General features: G+C 65.1%; 22 protein-coding genes and 1 pseudogene. 7 read left to right on the top strand and 16 right to left on the bottom strand.

Features of this window, described 5'->3' with window-relative positions; genetic code table 11:
• Positions 1–119 precede the first annotated feature (119 nt).
• The 15 genes and pseudogenes from urtD to cbiE form a co-directional block, all read right to left on the bottom strand.
• Positions 120–977 carry an urea ABC transporter ATP-binding protein UrtD gene (urtD, locus tag QIY50_07805; protein WGV22086.1) on the bottom strand — a complete coding sequence of 286 codons (858 nt, stop codon included), beginning with the start codon at positions 975–977 and terminating at the stop codon, positions 120–122.
• A complete protein-coding gene (gene urtC, locus QIY50_07800) occupies positions 974–2,053 on the bottom strand; it encodes an urea ABC transporter permease subunit UrtC (protein WGV22085.1) in 1,080 nt (359 codons plus the stop codon). Before urtC ends, urtD begins: the two co-directional genes overlap by 4 nt.
• Positions 2,053–3,540, bottom strand: a complete 1,488-nt coding sequence (urtB, locus tag QIY50_07795) for an urea ABC transporter permease subunit UrtB (protein ID WGV22084.1) — start codon at positions 3,538–3,540, stop codon at positions 2,053–2,055. Before urtB ends, urtC begins: the two co-directional genes overlap by 1 nt.
• A 121-nt stretch (positions 3,541–3,661) precedes the next feature.
• Positions 3,662–4,927 carry an urea ABC transporter substrate-binding protein gene (gene urtA / locus QIY50_07790; GenBank protein ID WGV22083.1) on the bottom strand — a complete coding sequence of 422 codons (1,266 nt, stop codon included), beginning with the start codon at positions 4,925–4,927 and terminating at the stop codon, positions 3,662–3,664.
• Between the two features lie 186 nt (positions 4,928–5,113).
• Positions 5,114–6,520 (bottom strand): D-serine/D-alanine/glycine transporter, encoded by a 1,407-nt coding sequence (gene cycA, locus QIY50_07785; GenBank protein WGV22082.1) that lies wholly within the window; start codon positions 6,518–6,520, stop codon positions 5,114–5,116.
• A gap of 232 nt (positions 6,521–6,752) precedes the next feature.
• Positions 6,753–8,120, bottom strand: coding sequence for a PepSY domain-containing protein (locus tag QIY50_07780; GenBank protein WGV22081.1), 1,368 nt, complete (start codon positions 8,118–8,120; stop codon positions 6,753–6,755).
• Between the two features lie 58 nt (positions 8,121–8,178).
• Complete coding sequence (locus QIY50_07775) at positions 8,179–10,230, bottom strand: TonB-dependent copper receptor (GenBank protein WGV22080.1); 2,052 nt, start codon at positions 10,228–10,230, stop codon at positions 8,179–8,181.
• A 66-nt stretch (positions 10,231–10,296) separates the two neighbouring features.
• Positions 10,297–10,728: a DUF2946 domain-containing protein gene (locus QIY50_07770; GenBank protein ID WGV22079.1), complete on the bottom strand. Its 432-nt coding sequence runs from the start codon at positions 10,726–10,728 to the stop codon at positions 10,297–10,299.
• Between the two features lie 23 nt (positions 10,729–10,751).
• Positions 10,752–11,237, bottom strand: coding sequence for a copper chaperone PCu(A)C (locus QIY50_07765; GenBank protein ID WGV22078.1), 486 nt, complete (start codon positions 11,235–11,237; stop codon positions 10,752–10,754).
• A gap of 47 nt (positions 11,238–11,284) precedes the next feature.
• Positions 11,285–11,674 carry a DUF2946 domain-containing protein gene (locus QIY50_07760; protein ID WGV22077.1) on the bottom strand — a complete coding sequence of 130 codons (390 nt, stop codon included), beginning with the start codon at positions 11,672–11,674 and terminating at the stop codon, positions 11,285–11,287.
• A 207-nt stretch (positions 11,675–11,881) separates the two neighbouring features.
• The gene (locus QIY50_07755) at positions 11,882–12,736 is read right to left on the bottom strand and encodes an SPFH domain-containing protein (GenBank protein WGV22076.1); all 855 of its coding nucleotides are present in this window, start codon (positions 12,734–12,736) and stop codon (positions 11,882–11,884) included.
• A 26-nt stretch (positions 12,737–12,762) separates the two neighbouring features.
• A complete protein-coding gene (locus tag QIY50_07750) occupies positions 12,763–13,200 on the bottom strand; it encodes an NfeD family protein (protein WGV22075.1) in 438 nt (145 codons plus the stop codon).
• Between the two features lie 219 nt (positions 13,201–13,419).
• A complete protein-coding gene (locus tag QIY50_07745; protein WGV22074.1) occupies positions 13,420–14,142 on the bottom strand; it encodes a cobalt-precorrin-6A reductase in 723 nt (240 codons plus the stop codon).
• Positions 14,139–15,235, bottom strand: a pseudogene (locus QIY50_07740) (cobalt-precorrin-5B (C(1))-methyltransferase). Before QIY50_07740 ends, QIY50_07745 begins: the two are co-directional and overlap by 4 nt.
• Positions 15,228–16,439, bottom strand: coding sequence for a precorrin-6y C5,15-methyltransferase (decarboxylating) subunit CbiE (cbiE, locus tag QIY50_07735; protein ID WGV22073.1), 1,212 nt, complete (start codon positions 16,437–16,439; stop codon positions 15,228–15,230). The pseudogene QIY50_07740 and the gene cbiE overlap by 8 nt, the downstream one beginning before the upstream one ends.
• Before the next feature lie 242 nt (positions 16,440–16,681).
• On the opposite strand from cbiE, the gene cobG reads away from it, so the two are divergent.
• The 7 genes from cobG (at position 16,682) to QIY50_07700 (ending at position 23,193) form a co-directional block, all read left to right on the top strand.
• Positions 16,682–18,013, top strand: coding sequence for a precorrin-3B synthase (gene cobG, locus QIY50_07730; GenBank protein ID WGV22072.1), 1,332 nt, complete (start codon positions 16,682–16,684; stop codon positions 18,011–18,013).
• Entirely contained in the window at positions 18,006–18,632 is a 627-nt protein-coding gene (locus QIY50_07725; protein WGV22071.1) for a precorrin-8X methylmutase, read from the top strand. Before cobG ends, QIY50_07725 begins: the two co-directional genes overlap by 8 nt.
• The gene (locus tag QIY50_07720; GenBank protein WGV22070.1) at positions 18,629–19,363 is read left to right on the top strand and encodes a precorrin-2 C(20)-methyltransferase; all 735 of its coding nucleotides are present in this window, start codon (positions 18,629–18,631) and stop codon (positions 19,361–19,363) included. The genes QIY50_07725 and QIY50_07720 overlap by 4 nt, the downstream gene beginning before the upstream one ends.
• Positions 19,351–21,048 (top strand): precorrin-3B C(17)-methyltransferase, encoded by a 1,698-nt coding sequence (gene cobJ, locus QIY50_07715; protein WGV22069.1) that lies wholly within the window; start codon positions 19,351–19,353, stop codon positions 21,046–21,048. The genes QIY50_07720 and cobJ overlap by 13 nt, the downstream gene beginning before the upstream one ends.
• Positions 21,049–21,141: 93 nt before the next feature.
• Positions 21,142–21,825, top strand: coding sequence for a hypothetical protein (locus QIY50_07710; protein WGV22068.1), 684 nt, complete (start codon positions 21,142–21,144; stop codon positions 21,823–21,825).
• Positions 21,826–21,884: 59 nt separating this feature from the next.
• On the top strand, positions 21,885–22,577 hold the full coding sequence (locus tag QIY50_07705) for a hypothetical protein (GenBank protein WGV22067.1): 693 nt from the start codon (positions 21,885–21,887) through the stop codon (positions 22,575–22,577).
• Entirely contained in the window at positions 22,570–23,193 is a 624-nt protein-coding gene (locus tag QIY50_07700) for a hypothetical protein (protein ID WGV22066.1), read from the top strand. Before QIY50_07705 ends, QIY50_07700 begins: the two co-directional genes overlap by 8 nt.
• Here QIY50_07700 and QIY50_07695 read toward each other — a convergent pair.
• Entirely contained in the window at positions 23,190–23,786 is a 597-nt protein-coding gene (locus tag QIY50_07695; protein WGV22065.1) for a MarC family protein, read from the bottom strand. The two genes, QIY50_07700 and QIY50_07695, sit on opposite strands and share 4 nt — an antisense overlap.
• Between the last annotated feature and the right edge of the window lie 62 nt (positions 23,787–23,848).

Below are 23,848 nucleotides of genomic sequence, written 5' to 3'. Positions count from 1 at the left end.
CTTTCGCGGGCTCGCCCGCTCCCACAGGTACTACACAAGGCTCGACAACCGTGGGTTTCCTGTGGGAGCGGGCAAGCCCGCGAAGAGGCCGGTACAGGCTTCAAACATTCAAATGTCGGTCACCGGCCCAGATAGACCTCGACCACCCGCTCATCCGCCTGCACCTGCTCCAGCGAGCCTTCCGCCAGCACGCTGCCCTGGTGAAGCACGGTCACATGGTCGGCAATGCTGCCGACAAAACCCATGTCATGCTCCACCACCATCAGTGAATGCTTGCCAGCCAGCCCCTTGAACAGCTCGGCGGTGAACTCGGTCTCGGCATCGGTCATGCCCGCCACCGGCTCGTCCAGCAACAGCAATTGCGGCTCCTGCACCAGCAGCATGCCGATCTCCAGAAACTGCTTCTGCCCATGCGACAGCAAACCCGCCTGGCGTTGGGCCAGCGGCAACAGGCGCAAGGTGCCCAGCACTTCCTCGATACGCTGGCGCTGCTCACCGCCAAGGCGCGCTGCCAGGCTGGCCCACACCGACTTGTCGGTCTTCAGCGCCAGCTCAAGGTTTTCGAACACCGTCAGCGCCTCGAACACCGTGGGCTTCTGGAACTTGCGGCCTATGCCGGCCTGGGCGATCTGGTATTCGTTCATGCGGGTCAGGTCGAGAGTGTCACCGAACCAGGCCGTACCGCTGTCGGGCCGGGTCTTGCCGGTGATCACATCCATCATCGTGGTCTTGCCGGCACCGTTGGGACCGATGATGCAACGCAACTCGCCCACGCCGATGTAAAGGTTCAGCGCGTTCAGCGCCTTGAAGCCATCGAAGCTGACACTGATGTCTTCCAGGCTCAGTACCGTGCCGTGGCGGGTATCGAGGCCGGCCTTGCGGCTTTGGCCCAGGCCGATGGCGTCGCGGCCGGCGCCGAGGTTGTCGAACACCGGTTCGAGCATGAATTCCGGGTGTACCGGGGGCACGCCTCTCATGGTTGGCTCCTTTTCTTCAACAGGCCGACCACGCCCTTGGGCAGGTACAGGGTGACGAGAATGAACAGCGCGCCTAGGAAGAACAGCCAGAACTCCGGGAAGGCCACGGTGAACCAGCTTTTCATGCCATTGACCAGGCCGGCGCCGAGCAGCGGGCCGATCAGCGTGCCGCGCCCGCCCAGGGCCACCCACACGGCGGCTTCGATGGAGTTGGTCGGCGACATCTCGCCGGGGTTGATGATGCCCACCTGCGGCACGTACAGCGCACCTGCCAGGCCGCACAGTACAGCGCTGAGCACCCATACCAGCAACTTGAAGCCGCGCGGGTCGTAACCACAGAACATCAGGCGGTTCTCGGCGTCGCGCACGGCGGTGAGCAAACGGCCGAACTTGCTGCGGGTAAGGCATCTGCACAGGTACAGGCTGGCCAGCAGCAGGCCGACGGTGAGCAGGAACAGCACCGCGCGGGTGCCTTGGGCGGCAATGTCGAAGCCAAGGATGGTGCGGAAGCTGGTGAAGCCGTTGTTGCCGCCAAAACCGGTTTCGTTGCGGAAGAACAGCAGCATGCCAGCGAAGGTCAGCGCCTGGGTCATGATCGAGAAGTACACGCCCTTGATCCGCGAGCGGAAGGCGAACCAGCCGAACACCAGCGCCAGCAGCCCGGGCGCCAGCACCACCAGGCACAGGGCCCAGGCGAAATGCTGGGTGCCGGCCCAGTACCAGGGCAGTTCGCTCCACGACAGGAAGGTCATGAACCCCGGCAGGCCGTCACCGGCAGCCTGGCGCATCAAGTACATGCCCATGGCGTAGCCACCTAGGGCGAAGAACAGCCCGTGGCCCAGCGACAGCAGCCCGGCGTATCCCCAGACCAGGTCCAGGGCCAGGGCGACGATGGCGTAGCAGAGAATCTTGCCGACCAGGGTCAGGGTGTAGGCCGATACCTGCAGGGCGTGGTCCGCCGGCAGCAGCGACAGCAGCGGCAGGGCCACCAGCAGCAGGACGGCGATGGCGCCGATAGCCAGGGTCAGGTGTGGCCCGGCCTTTTGCGTAGCGGTGACAAGCAGTGGCTGGTTCATCAGTCGATTACCCGTCCCTTGAGGGCAAACAGGCCTTGCGGGCGTTTCTGGATGAACAGAATGATCAACGCAAGGATGAGGATCTTGCCGAGCACGGCGCCGATCTGCGGCTCCAGCAGCTTGTTGGCGATGCCAAGGCCGAACGCGGCCCACAGGCTGCCGGCCAGCTGGCCGACGCCGCCGAGCACCACCACCAGGAACGAGTCGATGATGTAGCTCTGGCCGAGGTCCGGGCCGACGTTGCCGACCTGGCTCAGGGCCACGCCGCCGAGCCCGGCGATGCCCGAGCCGAGGCCGAAGGCGAGCATGTCGACGCGCCCGGTGGACACGCCGCAGCAGGCGGCCATGTTGCGGTTCTGGGTGACCGCGCGCACGTTCAGGCCCAGCCGTGTGCGGTTGAGCAGCAGCCAGGTGAGCAGTACCACGGCCAGGGCGAAGCCGATGATCACCAGGCGGTTGTAAGGCAGCACCATGTTGGGCAGCAGCTGGATGCCCCCCGACAGCCAGGCGGGGTTGCTGACTTCGACGTTCTGCGCGCCGAACAGCAAGCGGATGGCCTGGATCAGGATCAGGCTGATGCCCCAGGTCGCCAGCAAGGTTTCCAGCGGACGGCCGTACAGGTGGCGGATCACCGTGCGCTCCAGTGCCATGCCGACCCCGGCACTGACGGTGAAGGCCACGGGCAGGGCGATCAACGGGTAGAACTCTATGGCGCCGGGGGCGTAACGCTGCAGCAGTACCTGGACCATGTAGGTGCTGTAGGCGCCGAGCATCAGCATTTCACCGTGGGCCATGTTGATCACCCCGAGCAGGCCGAAGGTGATGGCCAGGCCAAGGGCCGCCAGCAGCAGGATCGACCCCAGCGACAAGCCGCTGAAGGCCTGGCCGAGCAGTTCGCCGACCAGCAGTTTGCGCTGCACCTGGGCCAGGCTGGTTTCGGCGGCGGTGCGCACGCCCGGGTCGGTTTCCGCATTGGGTTGCAGCAAGGCTTCGAGGCGGGTGCGGGCCAGCGGGTCACCGGTTTCGCCGAGCAGGCGCACGGCGGCCAGGCGTACTGCCGGTTCGCTGGCGCCCAGTTGCAGGTTGGCCAGGGCCAGGCCGAGGGCTGCGTGTACGTCAGGGGCCACTTCGAGGGCAAAGCGTCGGTCGAGGAAGGCCATCTGTGCCGGTTGCGCGCTCTTTTGCAATTGTTGCGCGGCGGCCAGGCGGGTGGCGCTGTTGTCGCTGAGCAACTGGTGGCTGGCCAGGGCGTTGTCGATCAGGCCGCGCAGGCGGTTGTTCAGGCGCACCTTGCGCGTGTCATCGGCGGCGATGCGGCCTTGGCGCAGGTTGTCCAGCAGCGGCAGGCGTGCCGCATCGGGTTGCGCGGCCCAGCTTTCGAGCAGTTGCGCCTGCTCGGCGGGCTTGGCGGTGAGGAAAAATTCGCCCTCGCTGGCCTGGGTTGCCAGGGGCAAGAGCAGGAGCAGGGTCAGCAGCAGTCTGAGCATGCGAGCAATCCTGGAAATCGGCGGTGGATTCTTCGCGGGCATGCCCGCTCCCACAGGTACGGTGCGGACCCCGTGGGAGCGGGCGTGCCCGCGAATGGGCTGCAAGGCAGCCCCAGTGCACTCAGTTACCTTTCACTGCATAGTCCGGGCGTTTGTCATTACCCGGAATGAACGGGCTCCAAGGCTGTGCCCGCAGCGGTTGCTCGGTTTCCCAAACCACGCTGAACTGCCCGTCATCCTGGATCTCGCCGATCATTACCGGCTTGTGCAGGTGGTGGTTGGTCTTGTCCATGGTCAGGGTAAAGCCCGACGGCGCTTCGAAGCTCTGCCCGGCCAGTGCCTCGCGGACCTTGTCGACGTCGGTAGACTTCGCCTTCTCGGCGGCCTGCGCCCACATGTGGATGCCCACGTAGGTGGCCTCCATCGGGTCGTTGGTTACGGCCTTGTCGGCGCCTGGCAGGCCCTTGGCCTTGGCGTACGCCTTCCAGTCGGCGACGAATTTCTGGTTGACCGGGTTATCCACCGACTCGAAGTAGTTCCACGCCGCCAGGTGTCCAACCAGCGGCTTGGTGTCGATGCCGCGCAGCTCTTCTTCGCCCACCGAGAACGCCACCACCGGCACATCGGTGGCCTTCAGGCCCTGGTTGGCCAGCTCCTTGTAGAACGGCACGTTGGAGTCGCCATTGACTGTGGAGATGACCGCGGTCTTGCCACCGGCAGAGAACTTCTTGATGTTGGCGACGATGGTCTGGTAGTCGCTGTGGCCGAACGGTGTGTATACCTCTTCGATGTCCTTGTCGGCCACGCCCTTGCTGTGCAGGAAGGCGCGCAGGATCTTGTTGGTGGTGCGCGGGTAGACATAGTCGGTGCCCAGCAGGAAGAAGCGCTTGGCGCTGCCGCCGTCCTCGCTCATCAGGTACTCCACGGCCGGGATGGCCTGCTGGTTGGGGGCGGCGCCGGTGTAGAACACGTTCGGCGACATCTCTTCACCCTCGTACTGAACCGGGTAGAACAGCAGGCCGTTGAGCTCTTCGAACACCGGCAGCACCGACTTGCGCGACACCGAAGTCCAGCAGCCGAATACCACCGCGACCTTGTCCTGGGTCAGCAGCTGGCGGCTCTTTTCGGCGAAGAGCGGCCAGTTGGAGGCCGGATCGACCACCACCGGTTCGAGCAGCTTGCCGTTCACACCGCCCTTGGCGTTGATCTCATCGATAGTCATCAGTGCCATGTCCTTGAGCGAAGTCTCGGAAATGGCCATGGTCCCCGACAGCGAATGCAGGATGCCGACCTTGATGGTCTCGGCGGCCTGGATGCTCCAGCTCAGGCCCATTGCGGCAATCGATGCGCTGAGGGTAAGGGCCTTGATCAGACTGCGACGCTTCATGTGCTCTCTCCGCTGAGTTTTTATGTGTTGGGCAAGCGGGGAGGGGTGTTGCAAGGGGTGTGCCTAACGGCGAAAGGTGCGCAATAGAGGGGTTGTGCGAGGTGTTGGGGCGTTGGCTGGATCCAGGTTGGTGCCTGATGGATTTGTGTGCACAGGATTGGGGCTGCAAAGCAGCCCCCGAGGCCATCAGCCGTTGCGCACAGCCGTGCGCGGATGACGCTTGCTGCGCACCCCCTGGTAGGTCACCGCCAGCAGCACAAACCAGATCGGCGTCACCAGCAACGCTGCGCGGGTATCGTCCTCCAGGCTCAGCAACACCAGGATGAAGGCAAAGAACACCAGGCACACGTAGCACATGAAGCGCCCGCCCGGCATCTTGTACTTCGAGGCCTGGTGCAGCGCCGCGCGGTGTTTGCGGTACTTCAGGTACGACAGCAGTATCAGCGTCCAGACGAACATGAACAGCACCGCCGAAACGGTGGTGACCAGGGTGAATGCCTCGACCACGTTCGGCACCAGGTAGATCAGCACTGCGCCCAGCAGCAGGCAGGTGCAGGAGAAGTACAGGCCGTTGGCCGGCACCGAGCGGCTCGACAGCTTCTCGAACGCCTTGGGTGCGTCACCCTCCTGGCTCAGGCCGTAGAGCATGCGGCTGGTGGAGAACACGCCGCTGTTGGCCGACGAGGCCGCCGAGGTCAGCACCACGAAGTTGATGATGCTCGCTGCCGCCGGCAGGCCGGCCAGCACGAACAGCTCCACGAACGGGCTCTTGCCCGGCACCACGTCGCGCCATGGGGTCACGGCCATGATCGCGATCAGCGCCAGTACGTAGAACACGATGATCCGCACCGGGATCGAGTTGATCGCCCGTGGCAGGGTGCGTTCCGGGTTCTTCGCTTCGGCGGCGGTGGTGCCCACCAGTTCGATGCCGACGAAGGCGAACACGGCGATCTGGAAGCCGGCGAAGAAGCCCATCAGGCCGTTGGGGAACATGCCGCCGTCATTCCACAGGTTGGCCAGTTGCGCGGTGCGCCCGCTGGGCGAGGTGAAGCCGCTGATGACCATGTACAGACCGGTCGCGACCAGGCCCAGGATGGCGACGATCTTGATCAGGGCGAACCAGAACTCCATTTCACCGAACATCTTCACCGTCACCAGGTTCAGTGACAGCAGCAACCCTACGCAGGTCAGCGCCGGTATCCACTGTGGCAGTTCGGGGAACCAGAACTGCGTGTATGCCGCGATGGCGACCACGTCGGCGATGCCGGTGACCACCCAGCAGAACCAGTAGGTCCAGCCGGTGAAGTAACCCGCCCAGGGGCCGAGCAGGTCGGCGGAAAAATCGATGAACGACTTGTAGTTGAGGTTCGACAGCAGCAGTTCGCCCATGGCGCGCATGACGAAGAACAGCATGAAGCCGATGATCATGTAGACGAAGATGATCGACGGCCCGGCCAGGCTGATGGTCTTGCCCGAGCCCATGAACAGGCCGGTACCGATTGCGCCGCCGATGGCGATCAGCTGGATGTGGCGGTTGGTCAGGTTGCGTTGCAGATGCTGTTCATCTGGGGCTGTGGGTGAGGTTTGCGTCATAGGCTGCATTCCCTTGGAAGGTCGGTCGTCTTGTCAGAGGTAGCCGGGTAGGCTAACACGCGTGTTCCAGGTTGGGGCGCGACAGATCGACTCGACTTTTGGGTAGCAGTGTTTGCCTGTGCCGGCCTCTTCGCGGGCTTGCCCGCTCCCACAGGATCATCACAGATTGCGAGGCCTGTGGCGTACCTGTGGGAGCGGGCAAGCCCGCGAAGAGGCCGTTACAGGCCAGAACTCAAGCGCTGGCCAGCACCCGGCCGCGCCTGACCACCAGGCTATCCACCAGCCACATCACCACCATCGACACCCCCACCAGCGGGAACATCAACCCCAGCACCAGCATCACCCCCACCGCCGTCTTCCAGCGCGGCAGGTCATGGCGCAGCGGCGGCACACCCAGCCCGCCGGCCGGCCTGCGCTTCCACCACATCACCAGCCCGCTCACCGAACCCAGCAAGATCATCAGGCACACCAGCAGGATGATGACCTGGTTGAACACCCCGAACATCTTGCCTTCATGCAGCATCACGCCCAACTCGGTGGCGCGGGCGACCGGGCTGTAATCCTGCCAGCGCACATCGGCGAGAACCTTGCCGGTGTACTGGTCGACATGCAGGGTGGCATCGTTGCGTGGGTCGTCGGCGAACACGGCAATGGTGAACACGCCATCGGCCGTGGTCGGCAAGGTGATGCTGTAGCCTGGTTCCACCTGGCGCGCGGTAGCGATGTCTTCGACCTGCTGCAGGCTTATCTGTGGCGCTGCCGGCGCGCTCGACATCATATGATGCCCGGCATGTTCGGCATGTGCCCCGGACTGCGGCATCGGCGTGTTCTCCAACGCCCAGGGCACGGTCTGGCGGTGCGCGCTGTTCAGTTCACCCGCCTGCTGGTCGGACTTGGGCACGTCGTTCCACATGGCCGCCGGAAAGCGGTTCCACAAGTCGGCGTACTGCTTGCCCCACAGGCCGGTCCAGGTCATGCCGCTGACCAGCATCAGCAGCAACAAGGCCGAACCCCAGAAACCGGTCACCGCATGCAGGTCGCGCCAGAACAGTCGGCCGCGTGCCGACAGCCGTGGCCACAGCACGCCAGCGCCATTGCGCCCGCGTGGCCACCACAAGTACAGGCCCGACACCACCAGCACGATGCCCCAGCCTGCGGCAAGCTCCACCAGGCGGTCGCCGACCGTGCCAACCATCAGTTCGCCATGCAGGGCGCGAGCGATGGCCTGCAGGTTCTGCTTGCCGTCCTGTTCGCCAAGGACCTTGCCGCTGTAGGGATCGACGAACACGTTCAGTTCGCGCCCTGCGTCATGCACCACGAATTGCGCGCTGCGTTCGGCGTTCAGCGGCGGCAGGTACTGGCCAACGTGGCCCTTGGGGTACGCCTTGCGCACCTCTGCCAGCAGCGTGTCTGCGCCCTGCCGGTGGTGGCCGGCTTCGACCACCATCAGCTCGCGGTACAGCAGCGGGTCGAGTTGCGGCTTGAACAGGTAGATGATCCCGGTGATCGCCAGCAGGATCATGAACGGGGCCACGAACAGCCCCGCATAGAAGTGCCAACGCCAGGCCAGGTTGTAGAAGTTGATGCGTGTTCCTCTCATGGGAACCTCCTGTTTGACCAGCAGATGGGCGCGACCTGCGCCGCGCCCGTTGTTGTTGTCAGAAGCTGAAGTCGACCTTGGTCCAGAAGGTCCTGCCTGGCTCGTTGACCGGCTGTGGATCGTTGGCCGGGTAGCCGAACCCGGCGTTCCCGGCCAGGTTCAAGTGCTCGGCGTAGGTCTTGTCGAACAGGTTGTCGACCCCCGCGCTGAGCTTGAGGTGGTTGCTCACCTTGTAGGCGCCATTGAGCGAGAACACGCCGAAGCCGGCGCTGTTGTCGTAGTCCTTGCCGACCACATTGCCCTGGTTCTCGGCTATGCGGTTCTGCGCCGCCACCAGCCGCCACAGTGCGCCGACGCTCCATGCATCGCGGCTGTAGGTCAGCCCCAGGCGGCTTTCCAGGGGCGGCATTTGCGGTAGTGCTGTGCCGTCACTGCTGTTCTTGCCCCAGGCGTAGGCCAGCGTGGCGTCGGCCTTCCAGTTTTGCGTCAGCTGGTAGGCCGCGCCCAGTTCGCCGCCCATGATGCGGGCGTCGATGTTGCGAGCCCGGGAGCTCATCCCCAGGTAGTCGAACAGGATGTAGTCGCGGATCTGCCCCACGTAGCCGGAAGCCCAGGCTTCCATGCGCTCGTCGCGGTACTGGACACCAAAGTCGAGCTGGGTGGTCTTCTCTGGCTTGATACCGTCGAAAGCATTGGCCGCACCGGGTGGTGCCAGCTTGGGCGAGAACAGCTCCCAGTAGTCGGGGAAACGCTGGGCATGACCAAGGCCGATGTACGTGGTGGCCGGGATGGCTGCCAGGTCGTGCTCGTAGCGGACAAAACCGCTGGGCAGGGTGTCGGCGCGGGTATCGCCGTTGGTGGCGCTGGTCGCACGGAAGTCGCGGGCCGAGGCGCGGTCCAGGCGGGCACCGGTAATCATGCGGTCCTCACCGCTGACGTACCAGGTCAGCTCGCCGAAGGCACCGTAATTGTGAAAGTCGGCGTCCTTGGTCCAGGCCTGGCCCTTGTGCGCGTCCACGCCCATGCCGCCGCGCTTGCGATGTTCGTTGGTCTGCGCGTCGATGCCGCCGATCAGTTGCACGTCGGCCCAGCGCCAGGTGGCCTTGATGCGTGCCCCCATGGTGCGGCGGTCAACGTTGCTGACCATCGGCATGCCCATCATGCCGCTGCCCGAAGGCGTGCGCAGGCTGTAGTTGTCCATCACGTGGTCGGCGTAGTTGTAGTAGACCTGCGCCTCGACCTTGTCGAGCACCTCGCCGAGGTTGGACTTTTCGAAACGCAGGCCCAGGCTTTCGCGCTTGAACTGCGAGCCGTCCATGCCGCGCCCGGCATAGCGGGCCTCGCCATCGCCCTTGCCGGCGGTGAGTTCCAGCAGGGTGTCCTGGTCGGGCGTCCAGCCGAGGGCGACATCGCCGTTCCATTTGTCCCAGCGTGACGGCACGGTGTTGTCATCGCCGTCGTGGTAGTCATCCGAGCGCGACTGGTTGCCGACGAAGCGGGCGTAGGCCTTGTCGTTGCCGGCGGCGGTGTCCAGCACCTTGTCGAAGCGGCCGTTGGAGCCGGCCAACAGGCTGGCATTGACGCGGCTGCCGAGGGTGCCGAACTTTTCCGGTTCACGCTCGAAGAGGATGGTGCCTGCCGAGCCGCCCGGGCCCCAGATCACGCTTTGCGGGCCTTTGATCACGGTCAGGCGGTCGTAGGTTTCCGGTGAAATGTACGAGGTGGGGGCGTCCATGCGGTTAGGGCAGGCGCCCAGCATCAGGCCACCATTGGTGAGGATGTTCAGGCGCGAGCCGAACATGCCGCGCAGTACCGGGTCGCCGTTGGTGCCGCCGGCGCGAATGGCCGAGAAGCCGGGGATGGTCTTCAGGTAGTCGGCGCCGTCGCTGGCCGGCACCGGCTGGCGTGGGTCTTTCGGGTTGGTGACCACGGTCAGCGGCGAGCTCGGGGCCACGGCGGTGATCACCGTCGGGCTCAGCTCGGGAGCGTCGTGTGCATGGCCTTCATGGCCAGGGTCGGCGGCCAGGGCCACAGGCGCTAGCAGCGAGCCGCACACGGCGGCAATGGTCCCACGCAGGGACAAGGCAAAAACAGGGGTGCAGCCGGACATAATGATTCCAGTCGATCAGTCATGAGTCAGCGCGAAGCCTCCTGGCTCCGTGCGCAAAATGTGGGTTCAGACGTTGATCGAGGAAGGCGGGGCGCGGCTGCGCGCGCCGGGGAATACAGCCTGCCGGGCATGGCCCTGGCGCGTGGGGGCGAACAGGTGGGTGGTGGGGACGACGCTGCCGGCGCTGAGTGGGCTGAGGGCCTGGGGCAGGGCCGGGCAGTTGAACAACAGGCTGCAGTAACCGCACTTTTCCCACATCACATGCAGTTGACCATCGCCAGCCTGGCCGTGATGGGTGTCGCCGCCATGCTGATGGGCAGTTGCCATCGGCATGTCCATCGGCATGCTCATGCCGGCGTGGTGGTCCATCGGCATCGACTGGGAAATCAGCGGGCCGATGAAGATCATCCACATGGCGAACAGGCTCAGCCATCCGCCACCGGCGCGCCTGCGGTCAGGGCGGGTGGTACGGCTGATGCTGTTGCGCGGCAGGCTCATGACGAGTGCCTTTCAGCGGGGGATCAGTGCGCGTGTTGGTGGGCTTGCGCCTGGTCCGTCGGTGCCTGCTTCTGCACGGCCACCTCGACGGTGATATTGCCGGCCTTTTCGAAGTGCAGGGTCAACGGGAAGCGCTTGCCATCGCTGAGCAGGCTGCGGTCCTTGGGCTGCATCAGCATCACATGGTAGGCGCTGGGGGCGAAGATCAGGTCCTTGCCGGCCGGTACCACCACGCTGGGCACCTGCTGCATCTTCATGGCACCGCTGGCGCTCATGGCATGCTCGTGCAGTTGCGCGTCATCGCTGATGGGGCTGTCGACGCTGAGCAGGCGGTCGTCGGCCTGGCCGTTGTTGTGCACCACGAAATACGCCGCGACGTTGGGTGCGTTGGGGGGCAGCTGCAGTGACCAGGGGTGGGCGATGTGCAGGTCACCCACGCTGTATTCGTGGGCATTGGCAAAGGCGCCGGGCAGCAGCAGGGCGGCCATGACGAGGGCGTGCTTGAGCATGGTGAATCTCCGTTTCTGTTCAGGTTCAGGCAGACAGCGTGATGAACTCAGGCCAGCGGAGAGGCACGGGGGTTGAGCGCCGGCCAGAGTTGGCGCGGCGTGGCGTGGTAGTCGGCGGGTGGCGGCAGCAGCCCGGCCAGCAGTATTGGCGGGTTGTGCAGCTGCGGCGGGTAGCCGGGCAAGGCCAGCAGTGGCGCGGCACCGGAACAGCACCAGCAATTCATCATGCTGGCGCTGTCGTCGCTTTGCGGGCCGAGGTCGATCTTGGCCAGGGCCTGGACGTCAGCCTTGGCCTTGTTGGCCATGCTGGAACAGAAGGCCCCCCACAGCAGCTGCTCGGCCGGGCCCTTGGGCGTGGCAGAGGACAGCGGCATGGCCAGCAGGTTGAACAGCACTGCAAGGCAGGCTATCCAGGCGATGTGCCGACGTGGGGGCATGGAGAGATCCGGTCAGGAATCGTGGTGGGTATTGTAAGGCCGAGTATAGGTAAAAATGGCGGGGTGCGGTGAAGTGACGCAGGTGGGCAGTTGAAGCGGTGTCGCCTGCTTCGCGGGCTCGCCCGCTCCCACAGGATTACCTACAGCCTTGAGAGCGGTGGTGTACCTGTGGGAGCGGGCAAGCCCGCGAAGAAGGCCAAACCAATCTCAAGCCTTGCCACGCCCCATCAGCCCACGCACGGTCTCCTGCAGGTCTGCCGGCAACACCACAACCTTGGCGTTGCTGCTGCCCGCCAGGTTCTCCATCGCCCCTACATAGCGCTCGCCCAGCAGGTACATTGCCGGCACGGTCTCGTTGCCGACCGCGTCCTTGACCAGCGAAATCGCCCGCGCCGAGGCTTCGGCCAGGCTGATCTGCGCTTCGGCATCCAGCCTGGCAGCCTGCAAGCGGGCTTCTGCTTCCAGGATCGCCGCCTGCTTGGCCCCTTCGGCACGGGTCACGTCGGCCTTGCGCTCGCGCTCGGCAGCCGCCTGGCGCTCCATGGCCAGTTGCATGTTCTCCGAAGGCTTGATGTCCTGGATTTCCACCGAGCGCACGGTCACGCCCCAGTCTTCGGTCTGCTCGGACATCGCCTCGCGCAGGCGCGCCTTGATCTGCTCGCGGCTGGACAGCGCTTCGTCCAGGTCCATGGCACCGACGATGGCGCGCAGCGAGGTCATGGTCAGGCTGGTGACGGCGAACGAGAAGTCCTGCACGCCATAGGAGGCCTTCTGCGGGTCGACCACCTTGGCGAAGCACAGGGCGTTGGCAACGATCACCGCGTTGTCCCGGGTGATGATTTCCTGCTGCTGGACATCGAGGATGATGTCCTTGGTCGGCAGGCGGTAGGCGACCACGTCCATGTACGGGATGACGATGTTCAGGCCGGGCTTGAGGGTGCTCTGGTAGCGGCCCAGGCGCTCGACGACCCATTCCTCGCCCTGGGGCACGATGCGTACCCCTTTGAACACGGTGATCAGGACGAACAGGGCGATGGCGATGACGACGATGAGGCTGGTCATGATGCGAAATTCCTTTTAGTGCGGATTCAGGCCCGAATGACCCGGGCGGTGTTCCCTTCGATGGCGGTCAGGCGTACCCGCTCGCCGGCCGCGATCTCGCTGTTGGCGATGCAGGTCCATTCCTCGTTGCCGAGGATCGGCTTCTGGAAGCGCACGCGGCCTTTCTGGAACTCCGAAACGCCAGCGGTCAGCAGCCCCACTTCACCGATCACGCTTTCGGCGGTCCAGCGCACGTCGGGCTGCTTGCGCCGGAACAGCTTGAACCACAGTGCAGTGGTGACTGACGACATCAGCACCCATAGCAGTACCTGCGTATCCAGTTGCAGGCTGGGGGCGGCCAGCGAAATGAGTGACACCAGCACGGCGCCGATGCCGAACCAGAGGATGAAGAACGTCGGCAGGACCAGTTCGAGCAGCATCAGCGCGATGCCGAACACCAGCCAGATCCACCATTGCATTTCCATATGGGTAGCGCCTTCCGGGGGGGAGTGCCGAGTTTAAGGTAGCAGGGCGGCACAGGGCCACTTCATGGTTTGAAAGAAAAGTCCGAAATCACTGTAGGCGACCCCTGTGGGAGCGGGCGTGCCCGCGAAAAATACGACTCGGTGCATGGCACCGGCTTCGCCGGTGTTCGCGGGCGTGCCCGCTCCCACAGGGGGGGCGGCGGCGTGCTTGCGACATTGCTATTGCAGGTCGAGTGCCGCAGCCAGGTCGGCTGGCGAGTCGAATGCCCGGTCCACATCCGGCAAAGCCGGCCGCTTCAGAACCAGCACAGGTATCCCCAGCTCCCGCGCCACCTCCAGCTTTGGCTCGGTCGCCACGCTGCCGCTGTTCTTGCTGATCAGCACATCGATCTTGCGGCGCAGGAACAACGCCCGCTCATCCTCGATCTGGAACGGCCCCCGCGCACCAATCACTTCGCAGCGATCATTGCCAGGGCATGCCTCCAGCGCGCGCAAGGTCCAGAATTGCTCCGGTGGTATCTCGTCCAGATGTTGCAGCGGCTCACGCCCCAGCGTGAACAAAGGCCTGCGGAACGGTTTGAGTGCCTCGATCAACCCGGCCCAGTCCTTGACCTCGCGCCAGTCGTCCCCGGCTTGGGCCTGCCAGGCCGGGCGGCGCAAGGCCCAGCACGGGATACCGGCAATGCGTGCGGCGTTGGCAGCATTGCTACTGATTTGCGCGGCATAGGGATGGGTGGCATCGATCAGCAACGTGATGCCTGCCTCGTGAAGGTAGTTGGCCAACCCCTCGGCGCCGCCAAAGCCGCCGACCCGAACCTGGCATTGCAGGTCCTGCGGCACTCGGCCGACGCCCGCCAGGCTGTAGACGTGCTGCGGGCCCAAACGGCGAGCGAGGGCCAGGGCTTCAGTGACGCCGCCCAGCAGCAGGATACGCCCGTTCATTGCACACCCGCCCGGCCGACGATGCCACCCTGGCGGTCGATGGCGAACACCTCAACCTGCACCTGCGCCGGCACCACACTGCAGGCGAAGGCCAGGGCGTGGGCGCACACCGCGTCACCCAACGGGATGCCGGCGCTGCATGGGCCAGTGCCAGGGCCTGCTGGCTGGTGTTGGCAGCAATGATCGATGCCTGCAGCGCCTCGTCGGCGCCGATGTCCGCTGCCCAGCCGGCCAGTTGCGGCAGGTCGATGCTGGAATGACGGCTGTGCAGGTCCATGTGCCCGGCGGCCAGCTTGCTGATCTTGCCAAAGCCGCCGCACAGGGTCAGGCGTGGCACCGGCACCTTGCGCAGGTGCTTGAGCACCGCACCGACGAAATCGCCCATTTCGATCAGGGCGATTTCCGGCAGGCCGTAGACCCGGCGCATGGTGTCCTCGCTGGCGTTGCCGGTACACGCGGCGATGTGCGTGTAGCCATTGGTGTGGGCGACGTCGATGCCCTGGTGGATCGAGGCGATGTAGGCCGCGCAGGAAAACGGCCGGACGATGCCGCTGGTGCCGAGGATCGACAGCCCGCCGAGGATGCCCAGGCGCGGGTTCATGGTCTTCAGGGCCAGCTGCTCGCCGCCCTGCACATTGACCGTGACCTCGAAACCGCCTGAGTAGCCGTTTTCGTCCGCCAGGCGTTGCAGATGTTCACTGATCATGCGCCTTGGCACCGGGTTGATAGCCGGCTCACCCACCGCCAGCACCAGCCCCGGTCGGGTCACGGTGCCGACGCCAGTGCCGGCGACAAAACGGATGCCCGGTTCGGCCAACAGGCGCACCTGGCTGTAGAGCAGGGCACCGTGGGTCACGTCCGGGTCGTCGCCGGCGTCCTTGAGCGTGCCCGCTTCGGCGCCTTGGTCGATGAGGCGGCAGAACTCCAGGCGCATCTGCACCACCTTGCCCTTGGGCAAGGTGATGCTGACGGCGTCGCTGCTCTCGCCGCCCAGTAGCAGGCGTGCTGCCGCCAGGCTGGTGGCGGTCGCGCAACTGCCGGTGGTCAGGCCGCTGCGCAGGGGAGCGGGTTGTTCGCGGGTTTCTTCACGCATCGGCGGGTTTCACCACATCCAGCAAGGTGATCGGCAGCGCCTGGCGCCAAGTGTCGAACGCCCCTAATGGCTGCGCATGGGCGATGTGGATGCGGGTCAGCTCGCCACCGTGGCGTTCACGGAAATGCGCCAGGGCCAGTTCGCTTTGCAGGGTAACGGCGTTGGCTACCAGGCGGCCGCCGGGGCGCAGGCTTGCCCAGCACAGATCGAGCACACCTTCGCGGGTTACACCGCCACCTATGAAGATCGCATCGGGTTGCTCCAGGCCCTGCAGTGCCGCAGGCGCCTTGCCGCGGACCAGTTGCAGGCCGGGTACACCCAACGCATCGCGGTTGTGTTCGATGAAGCCCTGGCGGCCTTCGTCGGCCTCGATGGCCAAGGCGCGGCAGGCCGGGTGGGCACGCATCCATTCGATGCCGATCGAGCCGCAGCCGGCGCCCACGTCCCACAGCAGCTCGCCGGGCTGTGGTGCCAGGCGCGCCAGGGTAATGGCGCGGACATCGCGTTTGGTCAGCTGGCCGTCATGCCGGAATGCGCTGTCCGGTAGCCCGGCCAGCCGGTGCAGGCGCGGGGCGTCCGCTGCGGCCTGGCACTGGATGGCTACCAGGTTGAGGGCGGCGACTTCTCGGTGTGGCCAATCCTGGGCGGTGCCGGCCAACTCGCGCTCCTGTTCGCCACCCAGGTGCTCGAATACCCGCAGGCGGCTTGGCCCGAAGCCACGCTCGCGCAGCAGCGCGGCAATCGCCGCCGGACTGTCGCCATCGTTGCTCAGCACCAGCAGGTGCATGCCGCTGTACAGGTGGGCATTGAGCGCTGCCAGGGGGCGAGCGACCAGAGACACCACCTGCAGGTCCTGCAGCGGCCAGCCCAGGCGGGCAGCGGCCAGGGCGCAGGAGGAGGGCATCGACAACACGCGCATTTCAGCGGCGGGCAGCTGGCGCGCCAGACTGGCACCGACGCCATAGAACATCGGGTCGCCGCTGGCCAGCACGCACACCGGCTCGCCGCGCAGGGCCAGCACCGGGGCCAGGGAGAACGGGCTTGGCCAATCCAGCCGTTCGCCAGCCACGCAGCGTGGCAGCAAAGCCAGCTGGCGCGGGCTGCCGAAGATCCGCGCAGCGCCCAGCAGCGCGCGCCGGGCCTGCTTGCCCAGGCCGCTGAAGCCGTCTTCGCCGATACCTACTATTGTCAGCCAGGGTGCCATACATTCGTTCCGTCTTTTTTGGGGCCGCTGCACGCCCCTTCGCGGGCTCGCCCGCTCCCACAGGTACAGCGCAGCCGTTGAGTGGCGCGGTGATTCTGTGGGAGCGGGCGAGCCCGCGAAGAAGGCGGCGCGGTCCTGAATTTCTACTCGATCACCGAGGATGCTCGACCACCGGCTTTTCATGCCGCCGGACAAAGCAGGCATAATACCGCGCCTTCTACACTCAAGCGCATTTTCACAGATTGCCGGACACTCCTTTGACCCAGGCCCATGCCTCCCATGTATCGCCCCGTCCCTCGGCTTGCCCGGGGTTGTGGCGTATCGTCAGTGCCCGTGATGGCGGTATATGCCGCATCAAGCTGCCGGGCGGCCTGCTGCTGGCCGAGCAGGCCGACGCGGTGGCGGCGGCTGCCGAGCGTTTTGCCGGTGGCGTAATCGAGGCCACCAACCGCAGTAACCTGCAGATTCGCGGCATTGGTGGCGAGCACCGCAGCCTGGTCGAGACACTGCTCGCTGCCGGCCTGGGTCCACGCGATGCCGCCGGTGACGATGTGCGCAACCTGATGCTCAGCCCGCTGGCCGGGCATGACCCGGCGATGCTGCTGGACGCTCGGCCACTGGCCGGGCAGATCCTCGGTCTGCTGGAAGGCAACCCGCGTTTTCATCAGCTGTCGGCCAAGTTCGCCGTGCAGCTGGATGCCGGCGAAAACCTGGCCATGCTCGAGCACCCCCATGACCTGTGGCTGTCTGCCATGGGCCTGGAGCAGCGGACCTGGCTGGCGTTTGGCCTGGCGGGTTGCCCGGCAGATGGGCAGGTGCTCGGCGCGGTGCCGGCGGACCAAGGCCTGGCCCTGGTGCGTGCTGTGCTGGAGCGCTTCCTCGACCTGGCGACCCCGGCACAGTCGCGCATGCGCCAGTTGCTCGAGGTGTGTTCGGCAACCGATTTCATCGACGGGCTCGGCCTGGCCATCCGCCGCGATGCCGCCGTGCTCGCGTGGCGGCGTGAACCGCGCAGCGTCTCGTGGCTGGGCGTTCTGCCCCAGGCCCAGGGCGTTGCCTTGGGCGTTGCCCCGCCGCAGGGGCGCCTGACCCCGGCCATGTTGCGTGGCGCCGCGCGTATTGCCCGTGAACTAGGTGATGGCAGCCTGCGCCTGAGCCCTTGGCAAAGCCTGGTGCTGACCAACCTGCAAGCGCAACACATCGACCACGCCCAGGCCGAGTTGTCCGCCTTGGGCCTGCTGTGCCACGACCGTGAACCGCTGGCGCGCATCAGTGCCTGCACCGGTGCCAGCGGCTGTGCCAAGGCCCTGGGCGAGACCAAGGCCGATGCCGTCATTCTGGCCGCACTGCTCGGGCCTGGCATACCCGGCAGCGTGCACTTGTCTGGTTGCCCCCGATCCTGCGCGGTGGCCCATGTTGCCCCGGCCACCCTGCTGGCCCGCGCGCCGGGCCGTTACGACCTGTACCTGCGTGATGCGCGCCTGCCGGGCTTTGGTGCCCTGCGCGCCACCGACCTTACCTTGAATGAAGCAGGCGCCATGCTCGACCTGCCGACGGAGCACCTTGATGATTGACTACATCCGCGATGGTCAGGAGATCTATCGCAACTCCTTCCGGATCATCCGCGAGGAAGCCCGACTCGAGCGGATCCCCGCAGACCTCGAGAAGCTCGCCGTGCGCGTGATCCACGCCTGTGGCATGGTCGACGCCATCGATGGCCTGCAGTTCTCCGAAGGCGCCGGCCGGGCCGGGCGCGAGGCCCTGCTGAATGGCGCGCCTATCCTGTGCGATGCGCACATGGTCGCCGAAGGCATCACCCGCGCCCGCCTGCCCGCCGACAACAAGGTCATCTGCACCCTGCGCGACCCGAGCGTGCCGGGCCTGGCGAAAGACGCCGGCAACACCCGCTCCGCCGTAGCCCTGGAGCTTTGGCGGCCGTATCTGGAAGGCAGTGTGGTGGTGATCGGCAACGCCCCTACCGCGCTGTTCTACCTGCTGGAAATGCTCGAGGCCGGCGCGCCAAAGCCGGCGCTGATCCTCGGTTTCCCGGTCGGTTTCGTCGGTGCCGCCGAGTCCAAGGCCATGCTCGCCGCCGACAGCCGTGGCGTGCCGTTCGTGATCATGCAGGGCCGCCTGGGCGGCAGCGCGATGGCCGCCGCCGCGGTCAACGCCCTGGCCACGGAGGTGGAATGATGACGCCGCGTGGACGACTGCTAGGCCTGGGCGTGGGCCCTGGCGACCCTGAACTGATTACCCTCAAGGCCCTGCGCCTGCTGCGTGAAGCGCCGGTGGTCGGCTATTTCGTGGCCAAGGGCAAGCGCGGCAATGCCTTCGGCATCATCGAGGCGCACCTGCAGCCCGAGCAGACCTTGCTGCCGCTGGTCTACCCGGTTACCACCGAAGCGCTGCCAGCGCCGTTGTCCTACGAACAGGTGATCAGCGACTTCTACGACGAGGCCAGCGTGCAGGTAGCCGAGCACCTGGATGCCGGCCGCGACGTGGCGGTGATCTGTGAAGGCGACCCGTTCTTTTACGGTTCCTACATGTATCTGCACGACCGCCTGGCGCAGCGCTACGAGGCCGAAGTGATCCCCGGCGTCTGCTCGATGCTCGGTGGCGCCTCGGTCCTGGGCGCGCCGCTGGTGTACCGCAACCAGAGCCTGTCGGTGCTGTCTGGCGTGTTGCCGGCCGAGGAGCTCAAGCGTCGCCTGGCCGACGCCGACGCGGCGGTGATCATGAAACTTGGCCGCAACTTCCCCAAGGTGCGTGAAGTGCTGGCCGAACTGGGCCTGGACGGGCGCGCGCTGTATGTGGAGCGGGCAACCATGGCCAACCAGAAGATCGTGCCGCTGGACCAGGTCGACCCACAGTCGTCACCGTACTTTTCACTGATCATCGTGCCGGGTGAAAAATGGCAGGGCTGAACATGCACCAGGCACCGGCGATCGTCATCCTTGGCCAGGGCAGCCTGGCCACGGCGCAGCGTATCCAGCAGTGTTATCCACAAGCATCGATCCATGGCCTGGAAGGCCGGGTCGAGGGGGCCGACCTTCGCTACTCCGCGTTCGGCGATACCCTGCGTGGGCTGTACCTGCAGAACACGCCGATCATCGCCCTGTGCGCGGCGGGTATCGTCATCCGCAGCCTGGCCAGCCTGCTCAGCGAGAAGGGTGTCGAGCCACCGGTACTGGCCGTGGCCGAAGACGGCAGTGCCGTAGTGCCGTTGCTGGGTGGCCTTGGCGGTGTGAACGTGATGGCGCGCGAAATCGCCGAGGCATTGGGCGTTGCCGCTGCCATCACCACCAGTGGCGAGCTGCGTTTCGGCACCTGCCTGCTGAACCCGCCGCAAGGCTATGCGCTGGCGGATATCGAGCAAGGCAAGCGCTTTGTCTCCGACCTGCTGGCTGGCGAGACGGTGCGCATCGAAGGGGACGCGCCGTGGCTGCAGCAGGCACAGTTGCCTGCCAGTGAGGCGGCCCGGCGTATCATCCATGTGGGGCACCAGGCGCGCCCGGCCAGCCGCGATGAGTTGCTGATCCACCCGCGTTCGGTGGTAGTGGGTGTTGCCGGCGGCAGCCTGGCCAGTATCCGTGCGGCATTGCAGCAGGCCGGCATCGCCGAGCCGGCAGTGGCCTGCCTGCTGGCCGACGAGCAAGCCATGGGCGATAGTGCACTGCACGAGGCGGCACAGGCTTTGGGTGTTGCCTTGCGCTTTGCTGCGCGACCGCGTGATCTGGCCGGCATGGTTGCTGCGGCATTGCCCGCAGCGCAACTGATCGAGGTGGCTGAGGTGGTCATCGCAGTGGCGCCTGCCCCGGTCGAGGTGGCGCAGGTTGGCCGTCGTCGCGGTCGCCTGGCAGTCATCGGCCTGGGGCCGGGGGCAGCGGAGCTGATGGTGCCGGCGGTCAAGGCCGAACTCGCACGGGCCGAGGATGTGCTCGGTTACGAAACCTACGTGCGCATGGCTGGCCCGTTCCGTGACGACCAGGTGCTGCACTGCACCGACAACCGTGAAGAAATGCAGCGTGCCCGGCATGCCTTCGAACTGGCGGCCCAGGGGCGCTCGGTGGTGGTGGTCTCGTCGGGCGACCCGGGTGTGTTCGCCATGGCGGCTGCGGTACTTGAAGCGCTGCACGCGTCCGATGACCCGGTCTGGCACCGGGTGGATCTCGAGATTCTGCCGGGGGTGTCGGCCTCGTTGGCAACGGCCGCCCAGGCGGGCGCGCCGCTGGGGCATGACTTCTGCGTAATGTCGCTGTCGGACAACCTCAAACCGTGGTCGATCATTGAAAAGCGCCTGGACCTGGCGGCCCAGGCCGACCTGGTGCTGGCGTTCTACAACCCGATTTCCAAGGCCAGGCCGCACCAGCTTGGGGCAGCACTGGAGGTCGTGCGTCGGCATCGCGAGGGGAACACGCCTGTAGTCCTTGGCCGTGATATCGGTAGGCCGGGGCAGACGCTAAAGGTAGTCACCTTGGCCGAACTGCTGCCGGAAATGGTCGACATGCGCACCATGGTGTTGGTGGGCTCCTCGACAACCTGCGTATTTCCTCGCCTGGCTGGCGGGGTGTGGGCCTACACCCCACGTTGGTATCCCTCGGCTTCCTGAATACTCCGGAAACGCTTCAGCGCGTTGCGTATCGGTCGCGCTGGCTAAGGTGGCTGCCCCTGAATCACGGGGCAACCATCGAGGAGTTTCCAGATGTCCGAAATAGCACAAGGCACCACCACCAACGATTCCGCCATCCTGGTCGAAGGCAACCTGCTGGCCTGCGGCGCTGGCATGTCTGCGCAAAGCCGTCACGATGTGAAAAATGCCTTCCACTTCGCCACGTTGGTGGCCGACAAAGCCTTCGATGCCGAAAAGCAGAGCAGGGAGTGGTACGACAAATTCGTCGATGTCATGCGTGATCTCGGCTTTACCATCCCCCGTCGCAGCTTCGAGCTGGAAACTTCGGCCGAGCTGTCTGTCACCGTAGGCGCTGTCGCTATCCGCGCGATAGGGGCTGCTGGCAATGCTATGCTGGGCGGCACGGTGCTGGGTGACCTGGCGAAGACCGCTTTCGACAAACTGACCACCGTCGAGAATGACGCCAAGGTGCTTGACCACAAACGCAAGAACAAGGCCAGGGGCATGGTCGGCCTGGCCGCCTGTATCGAAACCGAAAACAACGATGTGGTGATGGTGGTGAGCTGCATCCAGGCCAGTGCGCCGCAACTGGACGACGACGTGCTGGGCATCCAGTGGAAGCTGGACAAGACCCACTACTACGCCGGCACCGCAGTGCTCACGCTCAATACCTTCGTCTACGACAAAATCCGCGAAACCGTGGAAAACAAACTCGGCGTGCGCAGTGTCGAGAACGTTCTCCAGTACGACATCTGATTGCAGGGCGGCGTTGTTGCAACGCCGCCTTGTTCGTTTCTTCGTGACGAGGCAACGCAATGGATAGAACAGTTGAACAACTGATGTTGATTGGCGGAACGGCATTACTGTATCCCGCGGGTACCGGCCAGATTCAACGTCAGGCCGCCTTTGACTCGATACTTTACGCACAGTTGTTGGCCAACAAGAACGCTGGGTCTCGCTTTGAAAACTACGAAGGCTGGTACGCAGCCTACCGAGATGCATACCGCCAACTGGGCTGGATCAAGCTGGCCAGTACGCATGACCTCAAACAGCTGGGGCAACCCGTGCGCAGCGCGCAGATTCAGCCACTTGAGGCATGGCTGAAAATACGCTCGATTCACCACGAGGCCGTACTGGGGGCTGTAAAGGCGGGCCTGAACCGGTCAGTTGCAGGTTTTCACCACTTGCTGAAGTTCAGCGCGCAGGACCAGGCGCAGCGTTCGCAATTGGTGGTCGAGCTTGGCCTGCTCAAGCCGGGGCCGGCGCTCGACCTTTGCAGCATCACGCTGCAGACAGACAAGCCGATCTCGGGCATCTCGCTGGACATATTGCTGCGCGAACAGCTGCTTCAGGGTGAAGCCGAGTTCAATGGGCTTTCTCTGGTGCTGGATAACGGGCGCTTCCAGCACCAGCGTGAGGAACTGCAGGCGTTGATGAAAACCAAGGATGCCCAAGGGGAATACCGGTTCGACCCCTACGCACTGTCAACAGGAGCAGATCATGAGTGAAGCCACATCTGCCGTGATCGGCGCGGGAATCGTTTCGTTCCTGCCGGGTATTTCTGCGGGGCACAGGGACAAGGTGAAACTGGCCCTGGCGATGGCCGAGCGTTCCACCGAGGCGGCGTACAGGGAAGGGCTGATCAAGGACTGGTTTGCCTACTACCGCAACCAGCTCAGGTACATGGGCTGGGACGCTGTTTCTGCCGAACAGGTGCATTGGCCAGACGAGCAGCGTGCCAGGCAAGCCGACCAGGTGCTGGAGACCATTGCCGCAACCGCTGGCGAGCACTTCGCTTCGGTAATCAGTATTTCAATGCACAAACTGCTAGCCAACCCGGCGCCTTTGCGAGAGCTGGAGCGGCGTGCCTACGAACGCCAGCACTTCCAGTTACTGCCCTGTGCGCCGGCCGGCGCCAACCGGGTTGATATGGTGCTTTATCATGAAATGGACGCGCGCTCGGCATTCAGTGCGGGCTTTATCAGCCACAAGCGCAGCCACCGGAACGTGCGTGCGGAGTTGGTACGCTTCAACCTCCTGGCATTCGAACACAGCTTTTTGCCCAAGGTGCAGGACCGCGTCGTGCAGGTTTCCTTGCAGCGCATTCTGGACTACGGCCTCTAGGGTGCCAGGTAGCCTTTGATACCGGTAAAGATGATTTGCGCAGCCAGGGCGCAGACGAACAGCCCCATCAGCCGGCTGACGATTTGCAGGCCCTGGTCGCCGAGAATGCGCTCGATACGGTGCGAGAGGTACAGCACCAGGCCCACGCTGAAGCTGGCCAGGGCGATGCTGATGATGGCCAGCAGCTTGTCATCCCAGTGTGGATGGCCCACGCCCATCACCAGCAGAGCGCCGATGGTACCCGGGCCGACGGTAAGCGGGATGGTCAGTGGCACGATGGTGACGTCTTGTTGCACGTTGTCGGCCTGTACCGCGGACTTGCCCTGGGCCATGCCCAATGCCGAGATGAACAGCACGCTACCTGCGCCGATGCGGAAGGCGTCGGCGGTGATGCCGAAGATGCCGAAGATCGCCCGCCCGAACAGGTACAGCAGGACACTGGCGACGAGCGCGGCGATGGCCACCTTCCAGGCCAGCTGCTTGCGCTCTTTGCTGGAGTGGCCGCGGGTCAGGCTGATGAAGCACGACAGCACGAAGAACGGGCTGTAGAGCACGAGCATTTTCAGGTAGACGCTGAACAACTCATGGAGCATGGGGTAGCCCCTGGCAGGAACGGTGAGGGGAAGTGTATCAGTAGCAGGGTGGTTGTCTTCAC

This window comes from Pseudomonas putida (assembly GCA_029953615.1).
In the GTDB taxonomy this organism is placed as follows: Bacteria; Pseudomonadota; Gammaproteobacteria; order Pseudomonadales; family Pseudomonadaceae; genus Aquipseudomonas.
This window is presented reverse-complemented; position numbering and strand designations above follow the sequence as displayed.

Bases quoted from the DNA above. Each gene is read 5' to 3' on its own strand.
- QIY50_07720 (WGV22070.1), top strand. From the start codon at position 18,629: ATGATGACGCCGCGTGGACGACTGCTAGGCCTGGGCGTGGGCCCTGGC.
- urtD (WGV22086.1), bottom strand. From the start codon at position 977: ATGAGAGGCGTGCCCCCGGTACACCCGGAATTCATGCTCGAACCGGTG.
- QIY50_07765 (WGV22078.1), bottom strand. From the start codon at position 11,237: ATGCTCAAGCACGCCCTCGTCATGGCCGCCCTGCTGCTGCCCGGCGCC.
- QIY50_07780 (WGV22081.1), bottom strand. From the start codon at position 8,120: ATGAGAGGAACACGCATCAACTTCTACAACCTGGCCTGGCGTTGGCAC.
- QIY50_07700 (WGV22066.1), top strand. From the start codon at position 22,570: ATGAGTGAAGCCACATCTGCCGTGATCGGCGCGGGAATCGTTTCGTTC.
- QIY50_07695 (WGV22065.1), bottom strand. From the start codon at position 23,786: ATGCTCCATGAGTTGTTCAGCGTCTACCTGAAAATGCTCGTGCTCTAC.
- urtA (WGV22083.1), bottom strand. From the start codon at position 4,927: ATGAAGCGTCGCAGTCTGATCAAGGCCCTTACCCTCAGCGCATCGATT.
- urtB (WGV22084.1), bottom strand. From the start codon at position 3,540: ATGCTCAGACTGCTGCTGACCCTGCTCCTGCTCTTGCCCCTGGCAACC.
- urtC (WGV22085.1), bottom strand. From the start codon at position 2,053: ATGAACCAGCCACTGCTTGTCACCGCTACGCAAAAGGCCGGGCCACAC.
- cbiE (WGV22073.1), bottom strand. From the start codon at position 16,439: ATGGCACCCTGGCTGACAATAGTAGGTATCGGCGAAGACGGCTTCAGC.
- QIY50_07760 (WGV22077.1), bottom strand. From the start codon at position 11,674: ATGCCCCCACGTCGGCACATCGCCTGGATAGCCTGCCTTGCAGTGCTG.
- cycA (WGV22082.1), bottom strand. From the start codon at position 6,520: ATGACGCAAACCTCACCCACAGCCCCAGATGAACAGCATCTGCAACGC.
- QIY50_07705 (WGV22067.1), top strand. From the start codon at position 21,885: ATGGATAGAACAGTTGAACAACTGATGTTGATTGGCGGAACGGCATTA.
- QIY50_07725 (WGV22071.1), top strand. From the start codon at position 18,006: ATGATTGACTACATCCGCGATGGTCAGGAGATCTATCGCAACTCCTTC.
- cobJ (WGV22069.1), top strand. From the start codon at position 19,351: ATGGCAGGGCTGAACATGCACCAGGCACCGGCGATCGTCATCCTTGGC.
- QIY50_07710 (WGV22068.1), top strand. From the start codon at position 21,142: ATGTCCGAAATAGCACAAGGCACCACCACCAACGATTCCGCCATCCTG.
- QIY50_07755 (WGV22076.1), bottom strand. From the start codon at position 12,736: ATGACCAGCCTCATCGTCGTCATCGCCATCGCCCTGTTCGTCCTGATC.
- QIY50_07750 (WGV22075.1), bottom strand. From the start codon at position 13,200: ATGGAAATGCAATGGTGGATCTGGCTGGTGTTCGGCATCGCGCTGATG.
- QIY50_07745 (WGV22074.1), bottom strand. From the start codon at position 14,142: ATGAACGGGCGTATCCTGCTGCTGGGCGGCGTCACTGAAGCCCTGGCC.
- QIY50_07770 (WGV22079.1), bottom strand. From the start codon at position 10,728: ATGAGCCTGCCGCGCAACAGCATCAGCCGTACCACCCGCCCTGACCGC.
- QIY50_07775 (WGV22080.1), bottom strand. From the start codon at position 10,230: ATGTCCGGCTGCACCCCTGTTTTTGCCTTGTCCCTGCGTGGGACCATT.